The organism is Pseudoalteromonas aurantia 208 (genome assembly GCF_014858725.1).
Taxonomy (GTDB): Bacteria; Pseudomonadota; Gammaproteobacteria; order Enterobacterales; family Alteromonadaceae; genus Pseudoalteromonas; species Pseudoalteromonas aurantia.
The window spans coordinates 178,569-195,896 of record NZ_AQGV01000014.1 but is presented as its reverse complement, the minus strand read 5'-3'; the positions used below and the strand labels follow the sequence as shown (position 1 = coordinate 195,896).

The window sequence follows — 17,328 nt, the reverse complement described above, 5'->3', positions numbered from 1 at the left end:
CCACCCCAAGTATTAAGTGGGCTTTCCATTTCATTCTGCGAAATGGAAACTGCCAGTTGTGTTTTTATTATAAGCAATTGAGGTGATCACTTCCCAATTTTAAATCCTCGACATTCAATTTTTCTCTGCACATTAGACGAGATGCGTAAACTTGAAAGAAGCATTGCAGCGTGATTTCTACCACACACTCAGACAAGTTTTCAAAGTCGTTTAGACAAAGGTGATGCTCACCCTTCAAAGCAAGAAGCCATGATATGGCTAATCTTTTCTTTACTGAGCGGCTTGACGATAAAATCTTTCACACAGTCATAGTCGGAGGCTTTGGTTAAATCACAGGGGTTTTCCGAACTGGTTAGCATCATGACGATGATAGAGTTGTACGCTGCTTGCTTATTTAATGATTGATACTCATCTAGAAATTCAAAGCCGTTCATAATGGGCATATTTATATCAAGCAGTATCAAAGTTGGGGGAAATTTATCCGCGCCATATAATGCTCTTTTTTGGTCAATGTCGCTTAAAAAGTTCAGCGCATCTTCGCCATCGGTTGCAAAAAAAATGTCTGCTTCATCGTTGATGGCTTTGGCACGTATCAACGCTCTTTTTGCCAAATAAGCATCGGCATGATTATCATCAATAACGAGAATAGAAGAAATTGTCTTCATCGTAACTAGTCCTTTAAGTCTTTAATGCTTACTGCTTACAGCTTAGGTATTAATACTTTGAATATAGTCCCTTTTGAAGAGCTTTCAAAAGTGATAGTGCCATTTAACTTTTCAACGTGCTTTTTAACAATATACATACCTAACCCACTTCCACTGGAAGTGTGAGGGTGAAATCTCTTAAACATTAAAAATACAGAGTCTTGGAATTTAACTGGGATCCCTAATCCATTATCTTCAATCATGAAGCGTATGTTATTTTCTTCTTGTGTAATGGTGAGTTTTACATAGCTGTTTTTTTGATTTTTATTCGCATATTTAATGCCGTTTGATATTAGGTTAGTGATAATTTGTTCAATTCTTACTTTAGGTGCGTCAAATCGTATGTGCTCGTCAATGTCGCTTAAGATGTCGACCTGTTTGTCTAAGTAGACATTGTCTAAATCTGCTTTTATATCAGTAAATAAAGATGCCAAGTTAATGGTGTCGTGGGTAAATTCTTGCAACTCAGCTTTCGACAGATCTAAAATATTATCAATGAGCGTTTCTAGTTTCCTAATTTGTTTTTCTATTTGTGCCGCGGTGCTTTTTGCCTCATCGTAATAATGATCGTTAAGATCTTCGATAATGGCACTGGCACACCCTCGAATGGTTACTAAGGGGGCTTTTAAATCATGAGATGTGCGATAAGAAAAGTGTGATAGCTCTTCATTAGAGCGCTCTAGTGAGTCATTTAACAACATTAATCGTTGCTGTTGTTGCTGATTTTTCAGTGCAGTGTCTTGGAGCTGTATGGCCATGGTTTTTAACGCGCTGTCTAACGCTTCATTTTGATTAAATAGCGTATGATCAACGTTATAGTTCCCTTTAGCGACATCGTTGGCCAATGTGACGGTATTTTTTAAAGGGGTAATGATGGTTTGGACCAGAACGATTGTCACAACTATACTGCCAAAGATGGCCAATAGCATAAAGCCCAGCGTAATATGTTGTAAGTTTTTTTCGCTTTTTTCTTCTTGTTTAAAGATGCGCGCCATTTCCCATTTCTGTGGGTCTAGTATTTTTCTTAAGATGGTTAGAATGTTATCTTTAAGTGGAATAACCTGATCTTGCATGAGTTTAATGGCTGCTACAGAGTTATTGTTTTTACTGAGTTGTTCAATTGCTAATTGCTGTGCTTTTAATTCAGTTAAAAGCGGCACGATTAAGTGCAGTTGGGCTTGATGCTCATCATTGTGCCACCGCGTTGCATAATTCATTAGCTGACTGTGCATTTTGTGGATAATTGACCATGTAGCCTGTCTTTGTCGAATGTGTTGTGCATGATTGAACAGTAGGGTGTCTTGAATATTCAGCATGGAAAGGTTAATGGCGTTTGTCATACGTAAATTGGCTTGTATTGACGGCTCATAGATAGTTTGTATTTTTCTCGATAGGTGAGTTAAATTGTCCACTTTAACCACCGACGTGATACTGGCGATGATGAGTGTTAAAAGTAAGCTAACAAAACAGAGGGTAATCTTCTTTTCTATGGTCAGCATTTGAATTTTCCAAGGATGCTTAATTAATACAGTAAAATCACAGGTTTTATTTTTATCAAAAGAATGGTTTATGTTTTTTGATTTGAAATTAAATAGGCGCTTATCAGCAATAATAAAAATAAAATAACCGATGCAAAGTAAGCAATATTTTTAAGGATTGTTTGGGTGTAGAGGCCTATGAGATCTAGCTTAGTATGCACTGCAACAGCCCAAGGCTGCGTACTAATAGGAACTTGAAAGGTGATGTCTTGTGTGCCATTCGTTCTTGTTTGAATTCCACCAAAAGGGAGCCCTTCACCTGCCGATTGCGTGTAGGTTTTTGTTTCAATACCATCAGAAAGAGTCCAGCCGGTTACGTCTTTGCCTACGTTGGAAGGTTTAGGATGCGCAATAACCCTATTTTCGTGCTGAACAATACACGCAAAATGCTCATCACTTTGTGGGGTGCTTTCTAACATAGCTTGTATTTGAGCGAGGGCTGCTTCCGTGCTTTTTCCTCTTTCTAAATCTAACGAAACTAATGTAGCAAGTCGTTCAGCTTGTTCTCTGTTTTTATTTAAAGTTAGCTCCATCATGATATCGTAAACACTGCTGTAAATAATTGGAGAGACAGAGGCAATAATGAGCATGCTACTCAATAACATAATAAAAAATGCTTTTAAAAAACTCAGTTTCTTCATGTAATACAGCTCCATTTTAAGCTTGCGTATAGGTACTTGTTTGTTTTAATCACTACTTAACAGCATAAATAATATATTACGGTTAATATTATTGGTTATGACTGTATAAATATCAATCATATGATTTTTAAAGTGCAGCGGCGTCACCTTGCTCACTCATATTTTCTGGTGGAGCGCATTGGCAATGACGTGCTTTCAAATGTGTTGGTTTTTAATCAGCGCGCTGTACTTTATTTGTAAGTGATTCTATTGAAGGCAATATATGAACTTGTAATGTTCAATAGTAAGAGTGATGTCACAATGAATAGTGTGCTTGAATATGCCGCTAAGAGAGAGTCATTAGTTGTGGTTAGCCAGTGAGTTTTTAAAGGATTGAAAGTGGAGTTTCCTCCACTTTCAAATAAGCAGCACTATGGCAGGGAAATTAAAAATTGAGAAATTGCTTTACCAATGGTGTCAGGGTCATCCTCTTGCATGAAATGTAACCCTTTGGCCGTGGCGATGGTTTGGTTCGGTAAACTTTTGGCAAACTTGCGTACATCACCTGTAATGAATACCCCAGGTTCTGCATCAATGAATAGCTTAGGCACCTTACTGGTTGTGAGCCATTTGGAATAATTACCAATGCGGGTTGCTACGTCAGCAGGTTGGCCTGCAATGGGCACTTCACGAGGCCATTGTAATGTTGGTAGTCGGTCATCGCCGGAGTGTAAATAAGGGCGGCGGTATTCATCCATCTGTGCTTGCGTTAATGCACGGGTTGTGACACTTGGCAGCATTTTTTCGATAAACATATTCTCTTCAAGGACTAACTTTAGCCCTGTTTCAGCACGTACTGCTTTGAGTGTAGGGTGAAAGTCTTTCGGTAAGTCTTTCCATTCTAATGGTTTTATAAAGGTCTCCATGTAAGCGATACCGCGTACACTGGCTTGATTGTGAAATGCCCAATCAAAACCAACAGCGCCGCCCCAGTCATGAAGGACTAAGGTCACTTCTGTTTTGGCGTTTATCTTACGCATAAATTCAGCGAAATACTTTGTATAACTGACTAAGCGGTATCTGTCTGTTTCTTCAGCCGGTAACTTATCACTGTCGCCCATTCCCATTTGGTCAACAACGATGATACGGCCTTGACCTGCGACGTGTGGAATGACATTTCGCCATAAATATGACGATGTGGGGTTGCCATGTATAAATACGATAGGGCGACCTTCACCGCGCTCGATGTAGGCCATTTTTTTACCAAAGACGTCGACAAACTTTTTCTGTGCTTGCCATGTGTTGTTAGCATGTGCCGATATGCTGAATGTGAAGAGTATGACTGCAAACAGTATGAGTGTTTGTATGGCATTCACGACCGCTTTTTTTGTGATGGTGTAATTGATCATCAAGGCTCTCTATAAATTATATATGACTCGATCATATATAGTTCAAGAGCGCTTGTCACGAGAAATATATGACTTAGTCATGTATTTTTGTGGTGAGAAATGGGTGTTTATGCGTGAGTGAGTCATATATAATGGCCGCATGAAAGATGATACTTACATAAATAATTTGCTCGGTGCGTTTGCAACGACGGTAACTGCAACGATAGATGAACACGTCAATACCGTGGGGTGTCGTAGTGCGAATGCGGCTACCGCACTTGTGACTATTTATAATCACCCGGATGATAGTATTGATGTTTTACGGAAAATTTTGAACCTGACACACTCAGGTGCTGTGCGGTTGATTAATGGCTTGGAAAGTGAAGCCCTGATTGAACGTCGCCGTAGTGAAATGGATGGTCGTTCTGTAGTCATTCGACTCACGGATGAAGGTGTGCAGCGTGCGAAGCAAATATTAACGGCTCGCGCGAACGCAACACAATCAATAATGCAGTCAATAACGGTGGAACAACAGCAGCTGTTGTTGCCTATTCTTGAGCAGGCATTACGTACTGTGACACATGATGTGAGTGATGCACGAAAGATATGTCGATTATGCAACGAAGGGGTATGTCGCGTGCAAGGTTGCCCCGTTGAGCAATCGGCGGTGAGTCATACTTAAAGCGTTAAACGTACCGTGCTGATGGGTTAGGCGATGAGCGAATATGGCTGGATTGTGAAACATAATGCCAGTTTTACCTATAAGAATCGCCTCATTTCACAGATAATACTAACTAAACTGTTCAAAAATACGCTAGAATCGCCGGCTACTTTTTTAGCATTGAGCTGACCCCTTTATGACCTTAGCGACACCGCCTAGTAACTTTACTGATCTTGGCTTGATCCCCCCTTTATTGGCGCGATTAGCTGAATTGAAATACACCACCCCGACGCCAATTCAAGCACAGGCGATTGGCAGTGTATTGGCTGGACGTGATTTAATTGCTGGAGCGAATACGGGGTCGGGTAAAACGGCAGCATTTGCATTGCCATTGTTACAACAGCTATCAAAGCAACTGCAAGCAAGTACGTCTACAAAGCGTGAAAAAGGCAATTTTGTTTCAGGGTTAGTGTTAGTGCCAACCCGCGAGTTGGCGACGCAAGTGGCTGATAGCATTAAATCTTATGCTGCACATTTTAATGGTACAATTAAAACAACGGTTGTTTTTGGTGGGGTGTCGGTTAATAAGCAAATGCAAAACCTGCGCGGAGGCAGTGACATTGTTGTGGCAACGCCAGGTCGATTACTTGACTTAATTGCCAGTAATGCCATAAAACTCGATAAAGTGTGTACCTTGGTACTAGATGAAGCCGACCGCATGCTGGGACTCGGTTTTGCTGACGAGTTATCTAAGTTACTGGCCTTAATGCCAAGTGAAAAGCAAACCATGTTATTTTCTGCCACTTTTCCTGAGCAAGTAACAGCACTGACAGATAAACTGTTAATTGATCCTGTTGAAATTCAAGTTCAAAGTCGCGATGCAAGTACCGTGATACAGCGGGTATTTACAGTTAACAAAGGGCAAAAAACGGCCCTGCTAACGCACTTAATTCAGCAGCATCAGTGGCGGCAAGCACTTATTTTTGTCAATGCGAAAAATCACTGTGAGCATTTGGCACAAAAATTAGAAAAGCAGGGCATTAATGCCAAAGTGTTTCATGGTGACAAAGGGCAAGCGGCGCGCACGCGTACGTTGGAAGCATTCAAGTCAGGTGAAATTGAGGTACTTATTGCCACTGATATTGCGGCGCGAGGGTTAGATATTGCTAAGCTCCCTGTTGTGATTAATTTTAACTTGCCAAGAAGTCCTGCGGATTATATGCATCGCATTGGTCGAAGTGGTCGTGCCGGTGAAATTGGGCTGGCGTTATCTTTGATTGATCATGATGACTATCATCACTTTAAAATCATTGAAAAGAAAAACAAAATTCGACTTGAGCGAGAGCAAATTTCTGGGTTTGAGGCTGATGATGTTAACCCTGAACTTGCAGCAGATAAACCGATGGCTAAGCCCGAAGGGACAGGTAAGAAAAAACGTAAGCAGCAAGCTGATCCGGATGATGAAGTATGGACGGGTTGGAAAAAGCTATCTAAATAACCTCAGCTCTGAATAAAAGCGCCTTGATATTGAACAAAATATCATCATTGGATTGTACGTAAGTTGGTTTATAAAACATCTTCTATTCCAAAACCCTTATCCAAACCTGAGGTTAAATAACGATACCAATGCTGGGGAAAGCTCCCCAGCTCTCTATTCACACCGGTGTTAAATTATGATTGTTGGCACTCACTTACTTCTTGATTATCTTAAACAAAGGTTAGACGATTTCCCCTCCTAAAATCTCTTTCAATAATTTCCCTTCTCACTACGTTGACTTATGTGATGAGGTATAAATGAAGCCTATTGTAATTTGTTGTAATAACGCTTTTGTAACACCTACTATAAACTTGCCTACATAATGCGCTGAACCAGTTTAAAGACAAGGGTTACTTCAAGACAGACTGTTTAACAATCAAGGAGCAATAATATGACGATTAAAAACAACCAACAACCGGCACCAGGATGGGTAGGTGGATTCGAAGAGTCAAATGCATTATTTTCGTATCCAGATCCTAATTTATCATCGTTACATATGCTAGATAACATGGCGAATATTGATAAATTGCAACGTCAGCAAGAGGTTTTATGGCCAGAATTTAGCTGGGAAACGCGTAAAGACGAAGAAAATACACGCAGGTGCTATCAAATGTTTGCACCCGATATTTCCCGTATAGGCTATACCAATGAGGGCCGCGTTTATTCCATTATTTGTCCTCAACAGGGGGCTTATTCACCATCATTTGGTGCGCTAAACGTTGAAGTCACCGTCACTGGCCAGCGAGGTTGGGTGAATGAAACGAATAAAACAATGGCAGCGGATATGTCTGTAGTAGGTAAAATTTGGTTTAGCCCAAGTGCAAAAACAACTAAGGCTTTCAAGCTATTAGAAAGTTTATTTCAGGCTATGAACTTACCATTCCCGTTATCAAAAACGACTGCAATCGTAGTGAAAACTTTTTTGCCGGGTGATCCAAACCAAGTGATATTCCCGCTCAGAAAGGGGCAAAGTCACGACTTTGATATTCCCGCGTTCGCTAAGCATATAGATGAGGCATGGGATGTTGCGCATTTAAATGTAGAAATTGGCGATGTTGAAAAAGTAGGTCACGATATAGTTGATGATTTTAACCAGTTATTTATGGATTTTTTCAATTTGGCGTCGGGCAATATGCTGCAAAATGGTAACGTGTTAAGTTGGAATGTATGGTTTAGTGCGCCACAAATCGTGGATCAGACTGAGTGGAGTGAACATGCTAAAAAATGGCGAGACTCCATAGATGCAGGTCATGGTAGTCCGGATGGCGAAGGTACTGTCGCGCGTTATTATGATGGCACTGAGTTTAAGCCTGCTGAAAATTTACTGGATATCGAAAAAGAGCGCCTTGCCGATTTTCTTACCAAGCACTTTTCGGTCATTGGCAAAGAAAAAGTAGACGCGTATCTCAAAGCGCAGCTCTAAGTAACTAGCTTACTATCGCTTTTATTAACCTCTGTTGGTGGCTACCTGACCAACCAGCAAAGGTTAATAATGTCAATAATTCACACTTTGCACGTATATTCCAGTCGATATTTTTGCTGCTTAGAGTTGTAAAGCAATGAGCCAAAACCTCACTTTTATCCTAATCTGGTGATGTTAAATCTGGCTTACATACCCTGTACTCACTCCCTCCCTTCTTTTATTTAAATAAAAACAAACAACTTAAATTATTGATTTTAATAAATATTATAATTCATTAGCAAATATTACTAAATGTTATCTGGCATTTACAGTTGTTGAGAAATAACCAATGATGACATCCATTGATTGCATCGGTGGTTCATTGTGATATGCGACATTGATATTGACGCCGGAGCGTATGAAAAGTGTTTGAGCCTTAGTGTGGGGTTGAGGGAGATAAAATGATTAGGTACTTAATTGTGGCTTTTTTATGTGGCGGGGTGGCTAGCGTGTCACTCGTTAAAGCCGTATCAAAAGAGCCAACCGTAAATGAAGTTACCTCGCTGAGTGAGGATGTTCCTGCTATCTCGTGTAATTCATATGAGGTGAAGCAAGAAAATGCCATGTTGAGGGAGCGTATTAAGCACCTTGAGCCGCCTTTACCTTCAGTTGTGCTAGAGCGTCACACAACAGACACTGCATTACCTAAACAAAAGCAGAATGACGGTGAGCTTGATGCTGCGTCTATCGCAACCATCAAAAGCCAACTGGCAGTGTATTCGGTTAAACCGGTGATGCTACAGCTCACTCGACAGCTCGCTTTGGATGAAAATCGACAGCAGGCTGTGGAAAAACTACTTGATGAGAAAGCCGCGCAAGATTTTGTATCTTGGCAGCGCTTTAGTCAGTTAGCTAATGATGGGCCTGACGACACAGACCTTTATCAACAAGAGTATCTGGATACCTTGTCTACGAATGCGATGGCATATCGCTCCAGTTTAGCAAGTGTGTTGAATGAAGCGCAATTGGCAGACTATCAGGCATTTGAATCGGAACAAGCTAATTTACAAGTTTATCAAAAGCAACAATCACTGTTGCATGCGGTTAAATCTCTAAACTTAGATGAGTATCAAAAATCTGAAGTTACTCGTCTATCAAAATATGTGTATTCCAAAGTATCTGACAACACGTTAGGTACGTCAGGCAGTCCATATGCTTTCCCTGCTGTGGTTGTGGACTCGGAAAAGTTGGCTGAAATTAAAGCCATATTTACTAAAGAGCAGCGTCAACATTTTAATTTATAAAGCTGCCAAAATTTAATTAATGTATAAGGATAGGTATGAAAACAGTAATTTTAACTGCAATTGCCGCGGTAGTAACACTCACGAGTGTGACTGCAGAAGCGAGAAGAAACTGCCCTGGTGGGCAAGGGTATTGGGATGTAGAAGTACGTAATGTGCGTGTGTGTGATACAGAAACGCAAACATACACAGAAACCAAACGCCATTGTGGTTACCAAGGTACAATTTGGTTAGGGCATTTATGGAACCAACCTGATTTTCCTCTACCAATGACGCGTTATGTAACCGGCAGCAGCGTTTTAGATGAAAGTAAATCTTGTCCTGGCTCACAATATAAGCATGAAACGGGGACCTATTGGTACACTAAACCGGATGGTTTCAAAACGATTGATTGGTATAAATACACGGGCTCAATTGGTTTAACGAGTAATCAGCTTAAAACCAGTACGCATACGCGCACCGTAGAAACTAATTGTAGAACTGAGCAAAAAGTAACGCGTGTATATCGCTGTGGTCATCAGCCATAGGTAGTATCCCCTAGGCGTGATATAGCGCTGAAAGTAAGACCCCTAACTTGTTATGAATAAAAGCTGTATATGTTAGTAATGCTGACATGTATGGCTTTTTTTGTCGATGCGTTTTACTTGATAGGCTGATTGAAATATCAAAATGGTGAGTTGTACACAATTTGATTGTTACTTGTCGTTGCGATGCATTTGACAAGCAACAATCGTGGCAGAGGCTGTTTTAGCGATAAAATGCTTCCACAGTGCCTTTGACAGTCAGCAGTAAAGGTTGGCCTCTGCGATCAAGTGCCTTAGGAGACGCCACTTTAATCCACCCTTCACTAATGCAGTACTCTTCAACATCAAAACGCTCTTTACCATTGATTTTAATACCAATATCATGCTCAAACACCGCCGCAACGTGATAACGGCTGCGTGGGTTGATAGAAAGGCGATCTGGGAGTGTTGGTTGTGATGTGGTGTCGTTCATAGCATGACTTCTTATGAGTAAAATATGCGCCATTGTAGGCAATACAGCACCTATGCTCAAGTACCACTAAAAAGAAATATGCTGGCATATGGCCGGCCGTGTTATAGCCGCCCCCTTAAATACGAGGGTCATTCCCCCCGCAAACACATCACTGACTTTGCCTGTTATGTGTCGAGTATAACCCCTACAACACTGCCTATTTTTTGGTGTAAATAACCTCAGCTCTGGATAAGCGAATTTGCCCAATAAAGCTATTTTTCTCACTCTCGGCGTTGCTTTCATTTGTAATAGCCCGCTATTACTGCATAAAAGCGCCTTGATATTGAACAAAATATCATCATTGGATTGTACGTAAGTTTGTTTACAACAATATTTCCTATTCCAAAAGCCTTATCCAAACCTGAGGTTAAATAGAGATTTCTACATTGAGCGTGGTGGAGTGCACAAAAAGCCTATGAGAGAACGCGGGCTTTTTGTGGCTTATAGTCCATTCACTGAGTAACTCAGAGTGGGCGGTGATCAATTAAGGGTTAACGCGAAAATAGACTGGGGGATTATGTGGGTTGAGTGTTTCATCCATGATTAGTTCGCCGTTCGGTATACTTTGATTGGCATGTTCTAACGAGTCGTATTGTTGATTGTTGAAAATACTCGACACGACGAGTTCGAGGCCTTGATTATTAATATTTTTGCATTTTCTTACTTTGAATGTTGCGTTAACGGTTTCCCACTGACACTGTTGCAAAGATACGGTGACACCATTGATGATTTGTTGTTCAGGATGTTTTTGAAAATAAACTGGACCAACTTGGCAGTTGCTCGCTGCGTTGGTGCTTATTACGCCAGATTCTAGGGTGTGATTTACTGAGGGGTTATCGAATATTTGACAATGCGCCCCGACTGCAACCTTAGATGCAATAAAAGGAACGGGTGTGTTGTCAGGTGTGTTTTGACAGGTATATTGCGCGTAAGCACCCTGTAAAGCTTGCCATTGACAGTCAAGCAGTGTTTGTGTGAAACCATTTACAACTCGGGTTGGTGGAGCGGGAGTAAAGTAAACGGCATCGTTATAACAACTGGTATCGTCATCAACGGTTATTGTTCCCTGCAACTTGGGCAGGTAGCCCGTTTTTTTCGTTGCGACACAAAAGTGAGAGGCATGAATATACATACGGCTGGCCACCTCAAATTCGTCGGTAAAGCGGTCGGTGATGTTGCTGCAATACTGAGTTTCAGCGAGTGCCATGTCGGTGTTATATGTTTCTTTCCAATAGCAATTAAGCGGTGAGGAGGATGAGGCATACGTACTGATAGAAAAAAGCATAGTGAGTATGAGTAGTAGTGTTTTAACGCATGTATTGATCATTTTAATTTCCTTATAAATTGATGTCCTTTGTATTGTTAGCAAAGGTTTCCTGAATATAAAATGACTCGCGTACCTATTAATACAGAAACTGTGGGAATTATAATTGTATAAAAATATGCATTGAGCATTGCTGGATAGTTGACGGGTAGCAAAATGATTACTTTTCTGGGGGAATTATTGGGCGTTTTCGAAGAAAGATCGCGTGATCTAATTTGAGTAACTACACTGTTAACCATAAGTGTAAATATAGGTCGAGTAGTGTATGAAAAGATTGAATATTGGCACCCGAATATATGCAATGGGTATTGCGCAATTGGGTTTATTGTTAATTGTAAGCGTATTGTCGCTTGTGCAGATGGCTAAAATTGGCAATGAGCTATTTGATATTGCCGAAGAAGACATTCCACTCACCCGATTTTTAACGGAAATAACGGAGCATCAACTGGAACAAGCGGTGCTATTTGAGCGCGCGTTATTGTACAAATCATTAATTGATCAAGGTGAGCAGAGTTTTGCACAGCCCCTTAACTCGCTTTTAACGGATATTTCAGCGTTGGATGACAAAATAGATAAGGAGCTTGAGCATGCCATTGACTTTTCTGCTGACGCTGTCACAAAAGCGCATGTAGAGGCATCGGCTAATAAGTTTAGGACAGTGAATCAGCAGTTGCGCTTAATTAATGAACACTATCGGACGGCTCATACGCATATGGACGCGGTGCTAAATCGTCTTAAAGAGCAAGCACTTACTTCATTGATGGAAGATGTACTTGTGGTGGAACATGAGGAAGATGAATTAAAAAAAGAGCTTATTGCATTGTTAGCCAACATTCAGCAATTTACACAAGACGCCTCTTTACAAGCTGAGCACGATGAACAAGCTGCCATTATGTGGATTGCGATAACATCAGCCGTTGCAGTCGTATTTGCCATCGGTATATCACTGGTGGTTGGTCGCTCGATCACGGTCCCGATTGATGCGCTTATTGAACGATTAAAATCAGTGGCCAACGGTAATGGTGATTTAACGGTGCAACTGGACGAGTCGGCTGGAGATGAAACTGGGGTTATGGCCAAAGAGTTCAATAAGTTTATTAGTAATTTACGTAGCATTATAGCGAGTACCAATAATATTGTGCGAAGTTTGGGTGAGTCATCTGAATTAGCCACACAAGTGGTCGGTCAGACTCAGCAAAATGTATTGGATCAAAAAAGCCAAACTGAAATGGTGGCCGCGGCCGTATATCAAATGAGCACCACCACACAAGATGTATCAAAAAGCACAGCAAATGCAGCGGAAGCGACACAGAATGTGCGTAATAAGGTGGCGTCGAGTAAAGCCATTGCAACAGAAACCAATGACATTATTGAGAACTTAGTTGGTGAAATGAACGAAGCGTCAGCAGACATTACCTCTTTAGTGGAAGAAACCAATAATATCAGCACAGTGCTGGAGTCAATACAAAGTATTTCTGAACAAACGAACTTACTTGCCCTTAACGCAGCCATTGAAGCGGCAAGGGCTGGTGAAACTGGGCGGGGTTTTGCGGTGGTTGCTGATGAAGTACGTACCTTGGCAAGCCGCACACAAGGCTCAACGGCTGATATTCAAGATTTACTCTCACGGTTAAAAACAGAAGCCAATAAAGTGGTTGTGAGTATGGCTAAAGGAACAGAAAGCGCCAGTGCTTGTTTAGGTAAAAGCCGAGAGACACGTAGTACACTGGATGAAGCGGCGCAATCGATAGATTTAATTAATGACTTGAATACCCAAATAGCCACCGCAGCCGAGCAGCAGTCGGTGGTAGCAGGAGATATTGATAAAAGTGTAAATAACATTAATGACTTAGCAACTGAAACGGCGCAAGGAGCCAGTGAAACATCTGAGGCCAATCAAAATATTGCAAAACGGGTGGTAGACCTACATGCAAACTTTGATCAATTTGTAACCTAGTCTGCGGCACGCGCCAAGACGCTATTGAGTCTCCTCAATAGCGTCTACACCTTTCCTTTACTTTAAAATCTATATCGCGAAAACTTCACCATAACCGACCCTTGGTGAGGCTTTTATGGTTTGAGGTATTCAACATTAATAGAGCATATTGCGCAAATATAATTAACCTCAGCTCTGGATAAGCGAATTTGCCCAATAAAGCTATTTTTCTCACTCTCGGCGTTGCTTTCATTTGTAATAGCCCGCTATTACTGCATAAAAGCGCCTTGATATTGAGCAAAATATCATCACTGGATTGTACATAAGTTTGTTTACAAAACACTTTCTATTCCAAAACCCTTATCCAAACCTGAGATTAATTAGTTTACTTATTGTGTACAAGCGGTGCTATAGTATTGATATAAAATAATAATAACGTAAATAGATAAAGAACATGCCAAGGGTTATGAATCACCATGCTTTTAAACTCGTTATATTTTTAGTACTGCTTGGTTGGCATTATGCTGCGTTTGCTTGCCAACAGAAGGTGCGTGTTGGTATTAACGAAGGTTGGCCACCTTATGTGATTAAACAGCCTGATAAATTTATTGGGGTGGATGTTGATATTATTAAAAACATATTGAGTGCAGCCAATTATTGCGTGTCATTTGTCGAACTTCCTTCTTCAAGTCGCGCATTTGAGCAGTTGAAAAAAGGCACTATCGATATGCTTTTTGCTGCCAGCTATACCAAGCAACGTGCTGACTTTGCAACATTTACAGAGGCGTATCGTGAAGAGGTGATGCGGTTGTATGCACATCGAGATAGTGACGTGGTAAAGGCAACGATAGAGCATATTTTGATAAATAAAGGGACCATAGGGATAAATCTCGGCAGTTTTTATGGAGCGTCATTCTCCCAGCTGGTGGCGCGTTTTCCAGCGCAAATCGCAGAATTACCACTGGCAAAACAACGTTTTGATTTATTAAATAAACAGCGATTAGACTATGTGGTTGAAGATGAGCTGTCTGGGCGTTATTTTTTAAAGCAAAGGCATTATGTGCATTTGTTGGAAACCGCTCAGGTCGTGCATCGCAACCCAGTGTATTTTATGTTTCGACAAGGCTATGTTAGTTCACAGCAGTTGCAGGTAATTAATCAAGCAATAAACGCGAACAAAGAAATTACGCAGGACTTATTGTCTCAGTATCAGCAGTATTTATAAACTCAGCTTGGCTGTTATTGACCGTATGTTACGGTGATGGCTAAGCTGGCCCCGATAAAGGTGGGTATGATGGCTTACGCAAGATGTAGGCTAACACCGCAAGCTCAGTGACCGCAACAATGACTAAAACCCACACGGGTGGTTGATTTAACAATAAGATCAAGAACCCAAGACTCATACCAATTCCCGCCCCCCACTTCCCTTTGGGTGGTACAACCTGATACTTTTGCCATTGTTGCAAGCTATAGCCAAATTTAGGGTGATTAAGCAGCCAGTTTGCAAAACGGGGTGAAGAGCGGGTAAAACACGCAAGGGCAAGAATAAAGAAAATGGTGGTGGGCATGACTGGGAGCACAATGCCAATAAATCCAAGTGCAACAAACACAATGCCTGTTAAATGCAGCCAAAAGCACCTATTGAAAATACCATTTATCTTTTTCTGCATGCCTATGACCCTGTAAATCAGCTCCTTTAAGCTTATCACAGGGTCAATGAAATGCGAGGTATTGCGCTTAGATAAAGGCTTCAAATGGTTTATCTACAGGAGTGTTAGCTAAATGGTTGACATAATTACTCATGATTTTTTGCGCAAGGCCTAAAATAATATCGAGCAAATGTTGCTGTGTATAACCAGCGTCGAAAAATTGCTGTTGTTCCTTGTCAGATAAAATCCCCCGATTTCTGACTAGCTGTAATACCGTGGTACGGAGTGTTTCAAGCCGTTCGTTAGGCAGTGCAGTGTGATCTCTGAGTGCTTGGTTGAGTGTGTCATCTACACCCATTGATTTGGCGATGGCTGAATGCGCTGGTACGCAATAATGACAATTATGTTCAATATTAATGGTTTGCCATACAACCGTTTTTTCATCACTGGTAAACGCGGATTGTAGAAATAGTGTGTGTAATGTTTGATAGGCTTGTAAGTGAGGCGCTGATTCAGCCATGACACCGTGTAAATTTGGGATCATCCCAAATGTATTTATAGAGTCTTGTAGTAGTGGTTTACTATCTTGTGGTGCACTGTCTAACGTATGAATATCGAATTGAGCCATGGGGGTATCCCTTTCTTATTGAGTAAGATTTAAGGTTAAACTTATTTGAATGATCACTCAAATAAGGTTTGGCTATAAAGTGTGTGTAAATCGTCTAGTTAATTATGAAAGTTTTCTACGCGGAATAGGGTCGCACCACTAAGCAGATAGACCCATACAGAATTAGAAATAGTAGCCAATATTGATGTTAAAGCGACGCTCCATGTCATCGCTATCACCTGCAATGGAGCCGCCTACAAAGGGTTGATTCTTGGCATGTACTAAATCAAAGTAAGTAAATAGCCCACCAGCAGCAACCGATACGCCGGTGACATTCATCCAGGTGTCAGCACTGGCATCCGATTTGTCATAAATAATACCGAAGTCATTGTAAAATTGTAATCCGGTGACCGCACCCCACTTAACGGGCATGCTATATGCGAGGTTGGCACTGGATGTGGTGGCTTGCGCTGCAATACTATCGTAAAACGCATACGCGCCCACAGCCATTCGATCAAACCCTTCAATATCGTGATCATATTCGCCATGTTGTAGCTGAATGTTCCATGGCCCTATATTGCTATTCACATGTAATGCCCAAGCCAAACTATCACCAACTCGGTCATGGCCATCGTGTAACCCACCAAATTGGCTTGAAAACCCGATTTCGGTCGTCCCACCCGAGTGCTGAATATGGTATCCATAACGTGCGGCAAAGGTATTATATTCGCCAATCGGGTGAGTAGGGTTGTCATAAATGCCATCACGACTTTGACGATAACCGACGACATCATAAGAGTAACGATCAGCGCGATCACTCACATATCCATCAATACCACCGAGTTCATCGTTTTTGAAAAAACCTAAATCTAACTGCCAGTTGTCACTGAGTTTACGCTTAAATAATACGCCTAAGTCATGATCGTCCTCTAAGCCGATATAGTAATTTGTACTGAAGAAGTAGTTGTGCGAATTGTAGGGCCAATTGCCAAACGGTACTTTGGTAATACCGGTTTGAACTTGCCAATGTTCGGCGAAATCGTAGCCAACGTAGGCGTATTTTACCGCAGTCATATAATCGAAAAAGCGGATCTCAGCATTGAGTGAAACGTCGCCAATATCACCAGAGAAATTGATACGAAATAAATCGAAATCAAAATCTCCGCCGCGATTTTTATTACCATCGCTATACGAAGTATGACTATAATTCGTTCGCACAGCACCGCCTACTTTGATACCAGATGACTTCGATGGCGCCGCTTTTTTCGCTTTTTTTGCGTCGTCTTCAATTTTTTGTATTTGCTGTTGTAACTTGGCAAGCTGCTGTTTAAGTTGTGCTAACTCATCTGTGCTGGCAGATACTGGATATGACAATACGCTGATTGCCAATGCAAGAGCGGTAAATTTTAACATGAATAGGCTTCATATGATGTTGTCAAAAAGAATAGTAATAGGGTAGACCATATCGTGTTCTAATCCTAATTAACTGATAAAAATATCTGATAATTAATTATATTATTAATATCTTAGCCTTATTTTATTAACGTTATAAATGTTGCAATAAAACGCACGCGTGGAGACGGTACAGCAGTGTGTGACGCAAAATCTAATATGATTTGGAGTGTC

Annotated in this window: 16 protein-coding genes; 7 read left to right on the top strand and 9 right to left on the bottom strand. The window is 41.0% G+C overall.

What is annotated here, in order from left to right:
- Positions 1–227 precede the first annotated feature (227 nt).
- The 4 genes from PAUR_RS17995 to PAUR_RS17980 form a co-directional block, all read right to left on the bottom strand.
- Complete coding sequence (locus PAUR_RS17995; protein WP_192509112.1) at positions 228–665, bottom strand: response regulator; 438 nt, start codon at positions 663–665, stop codon at positions 228–230.
- 35 nt (positions 666–700) lie between these two features.
- Positions 701–2,203, bottom strand: a complete 1,503-nt coding sequence (locus tag PAUR_RS17990) for a sensor histidine kinase (protein WP_192509111.1) — start codon at positions 2,201–2,203, stop codon at positions 701–703.
- Positions 2,204–2,271: 68 nt separating this feature from the next.
- Complete coding sequence (locus PAUR_RS17985; protein ID WP_192509110.1) at positions 2,272–2,883, bottom strand: cache domain-containing protein; 612 nt, start codon at positions 2,881–2,883, stop codon at positions 2,272–2,274.
- A gap of 410 nt (positions 2,884–3,293) precedes the next feature.
- Positions 3,294–4,271 (bottom strand): haloalkane dehalogenase, encoded by a 978-nt coding sequence (locus PAUR_RS17980; RefSeq protein ID WP_192509109.1) that lies wholly within the window; start codon positions 4,269–4,271, stop codon positions 3,294–3,296.
- 139 nt (positions 4,272–4,410) lie between these two features.
- Between PAUR_RS17980 and PAUR_RS17975 the strand changes: the two genes are divergently transcribed.
- The 5 genes from PAUR_RS17975 (at position 4,411) to PAUR_RS17955 (ending at position 9,678) form a co-directional block, all read left to right on the top strand.
- The gene (locus PAUR_RS17975) at positions 4,411–4,932 is read left to right on the top strand and encodes a MarR family winged helix-turn-helix transcriptional regulator (RefSeq protein ID WP_192509108.1); all 522 of its coding nucleotides are present in this window, start codon (positions 4,411–4,413) and stop codon (positions 4,930–4,932) included.
- A gap of 175 nt (positions 4,933–5,107) precedes the next feature.
- Positions 5,108–6,409: a DEAD/DEAH box helicase gene (locus tag PAUR_RS17970; protein WP_192509107.1), complete on the top strand. Its 1,302-nt coding sequence runs from the start codon at positions 5,108–5,110 to the stop codon at positions 6,407–6,409.
- Between the two features lie 430 nt (positions 6,410–6,839).
- Positions 6,840–7,871 carry a hypothetical protein gene (locus PAUR_RS17965; RefSeq protein WP_192509106.1) on the top strand — a complete coding sequence of 344 codons (1,032 nt, stop codon included), beginning with the start codon at positions 6,840–6,842 and terminating at the stop codon, positions 7,869–7,871.
- 440 nt (positions 7,872–8,311) lie between these two features.
- A complete protein-coding gene (locus tag PAUR_RS17960; RefSeq protein ID WP_192509105.1) occupies positions 8,312–9,154 on the top strand; it encodes a hypothetical protein in 843 nt (280 codons plus the stop codon).
- A 35-nt stretch (positions 9,155–9,189) separates the two neighbouring features.
- A complete protein-coding gene (locus PAUR_RS17955; RefSeq protein ID WP_192509104.1) occupies positions 9,190–9,678 on the top strand; it encodes a hypothetical protein in 489 nt (162 codons plus the stop codon).
- A gap of 220 nt (positions 9,679–9,898) precedes the next feature.
- Here the strand turns inward: PAUR_RS17955 and PAUR_RS17950 are convergent, their stop codons facing one another.
- On the bottom strand, positions 9,899–10,147 hold the full coding sequence (locus PAUR_RS17950; protein WP_192509103.1) for a DUF3297 family protein: 249 nt from the start codon (positions 10,145–10,147) through the stop codon (positions 9,899–9,901).
- Between the two features lie 523 nt (positions 10,148–10,670).
- Positions 10,671–11,513 (bottom strand): hypothetical protein, encoded by an 843-nt coding sequence (locus PAUR_RS17945; RefSeq protein ID WP_192509102.1) that lies wholly within the window; start codon positions 11,511–11,513, stop codon positions 10,671–10,673.
- A 262-nt stretch (positions 11,514–11,775) separates the two neighbouring features.
- Here PAUR_RS17945 and PAUR_RS17940 point away from each other — a divergent pair, with 262 nt between their 5' ends.
- Together PAUR_RS17940 and PAUR_RS17935 are read left to right on the top strand one after the other, a co-directional pair.
- On the top strand, positions 11,776–13,467 hold the full coding sequence (locus PAUR_RS17940; RefSeq protein ID WP_192509101.1) for a methyl-accepting chemotaxis protein: 1,692 nt from the start codon (positions 11,776–11,778) through the stop codon (positions 13,465–13,467).
- 433 nt (positions 13,468–13,900) lie between these two features.
- Positions 13,901–14,671, top strand: coding sequence for a substrate-binding periplasmic protein (locus PAUR_RS17935; RefSeq protein WP_192509100.1), 771 nt, complete (start codon positions 13,901–13,903; stop codon positions 14,669–14,671).
- A 40-nt stretch (positions 14,672–14,711) separates the two neighbouring features.
- On the opposite strand, the gene PAUR_RS17930 is transcribed toward PAUR_RS17935, so the two are convergent.
- The 3 genes from PAUR_RS17930 to PAUR_RS17920 form a co-directional block, all read right to left on the bottom strand.
- Entirely contained in the window at positions 14,712–15,116 is a 405-nt protein-coding gene (locus PAUR_RS17930) for a YbaN family protein (RefSeq protein ID WP_192509099.1), read from the bottom strand.
- Between the two features lie 67 nt (positions 15,117–15,183).
- Entirely contained in the window at positions 15,184–15,723 is a 540-nt protein-coding gene (locus PAUR_RS17925) for a carboxymuconolactone decarboxylase family protein (RefSeq protein WP_192509098.1), read from the bottom strand.
- A gap of 162 nt (positions 15,724–15,885) precedes the next feature.
- Entirely contained in the window at positions 15,886–17,115 is a 1,230-nt protein-coding gene (locus PAUR_RS17920) for a porin (RefSeq protein ID WP_192509097.1), read from the bottom strand.
- Positions 17,116–17,328: the final 213 nt, after the last annotated feature.

What these genes read in the sequence shown, in the direction of transcription:
- PAUR_RS17995 (WP_192509112.1), bottom strand. Translation starts at nt 665, where the DNA reads ATGAAGACAATTTCTTCTATTCTCGTTATTGATGATAATCATGCCGAT.
- PAUR_RS17990 (WP_192509111.1), bottom strand. Translation starts at nt 2,203, where the DNA reads ATGCTGACCATAGAAAAGAAGATTACCCTCTGTTTTGTTAGCTTACTT.
- PAUR_RS17985 (WP_192509110.1), bottom strand. Translation starts at nt 2,883, where the DNA reads ATGAAGAAACTGAGTTTTTTAAAAGCATTTTTTATTATGTTATTGAGT.
- PAUR_RS17980 (WP_192509109.1), bottom strand. Translation starts at nt 4,271, where the DNA reads ATGATCAATTACACCATCACAAAAAAAGCGGTCGTGAATGCCATACAA.
- PAUR_RS17975 (WP_192509108.1), top strand. Translation starts at nt 4,411, where the DNA reads ATGAAAGATGATACTTACATAAATAATTTGCTCGGTGCGTTTGCAACG.
- PAUR_RS17970 (WP_192509107.1), top strand. Translation starts at nt 5,108, where the DNA reads ATGACCTTAGCGACACCGCCTAGTAACTTTACTGATCTTGGCTTGATC.
- PAUR_RS17965 (WP_192509106.1), top strand. Translation starts at nt 6,840, where the DNA reads ATGACGATTAAAAACAACCAACAACCGGCACCAGGATGGGTAGGTGGA.
- PAUR_RS17960 (WP_192509105.1), top strand. Translation starts at nt 8,312, where the DNA reads ATGATTAGGTACTTAATTGTGGCTTTTTTATGTGGCGGGGTGGCTAGC.
- PAUR_RS17955 (WP_192509104.1), top strand. Translation starts at nt 9,190, where the DNA reads ATGAAAACAGTAATTTTAACTGCAATTGCCGCGGTAGTAACACTCACG.
- PAUR_RS17950 (WP_192509103.1), bottom strand. Translation starts at nt 10,147, where the DNA reads ATGAACGACACCACATCACAACCAACACTCCCAGATCGCCTTTCTATC.
- PAUR_RS17945 (WP_192509102.1), bottom strand. Translation starts at nt 11,513, where the DNA reads ATGATCAATACATGCGTTAAAACACTACTACTCATACTCACTATGCTT.
- PAUR_RS17940 (WP_192509101.1), top strand. Translation starts at nt 11,776, where the DNA reads ATGAAAAGATTGAATATTGGCACCCGAATATATGCAATGGGTATTGCG.
- PAUR_RS17935 (WP_192509100.1), top strand. Translation starts at nt 13,901, where the DNA reads ATGCCAAGGGTTATGAATCACCATGCTTTTAAACTCGTTATATTTTTA.
- PAUR_RS17930 (WP_192509099.1), bottom strand. Translation starts at nt 15,116, where the DNA reads ATGCAGAAAAAGATAAATGGTATTTTCAATAGGTGCTTTTGGCTGCAT.
- PAUR_RS17925 (WP_192509098.1), bottom strand. Translation starts at nt 15,723, where the DNA reads ATGGCTCAATTCGATATTCATACGTTAGACAGTGCACCACAAGATAGT.
- PAUR_RS17920 (WP_192509097.1), bottom strand. Translation starts at nt 17,115, where the DNA reads ATGTTAAAATTTACCGCTCTTGCATTGGCAATCAGCGTATTGTCATAT.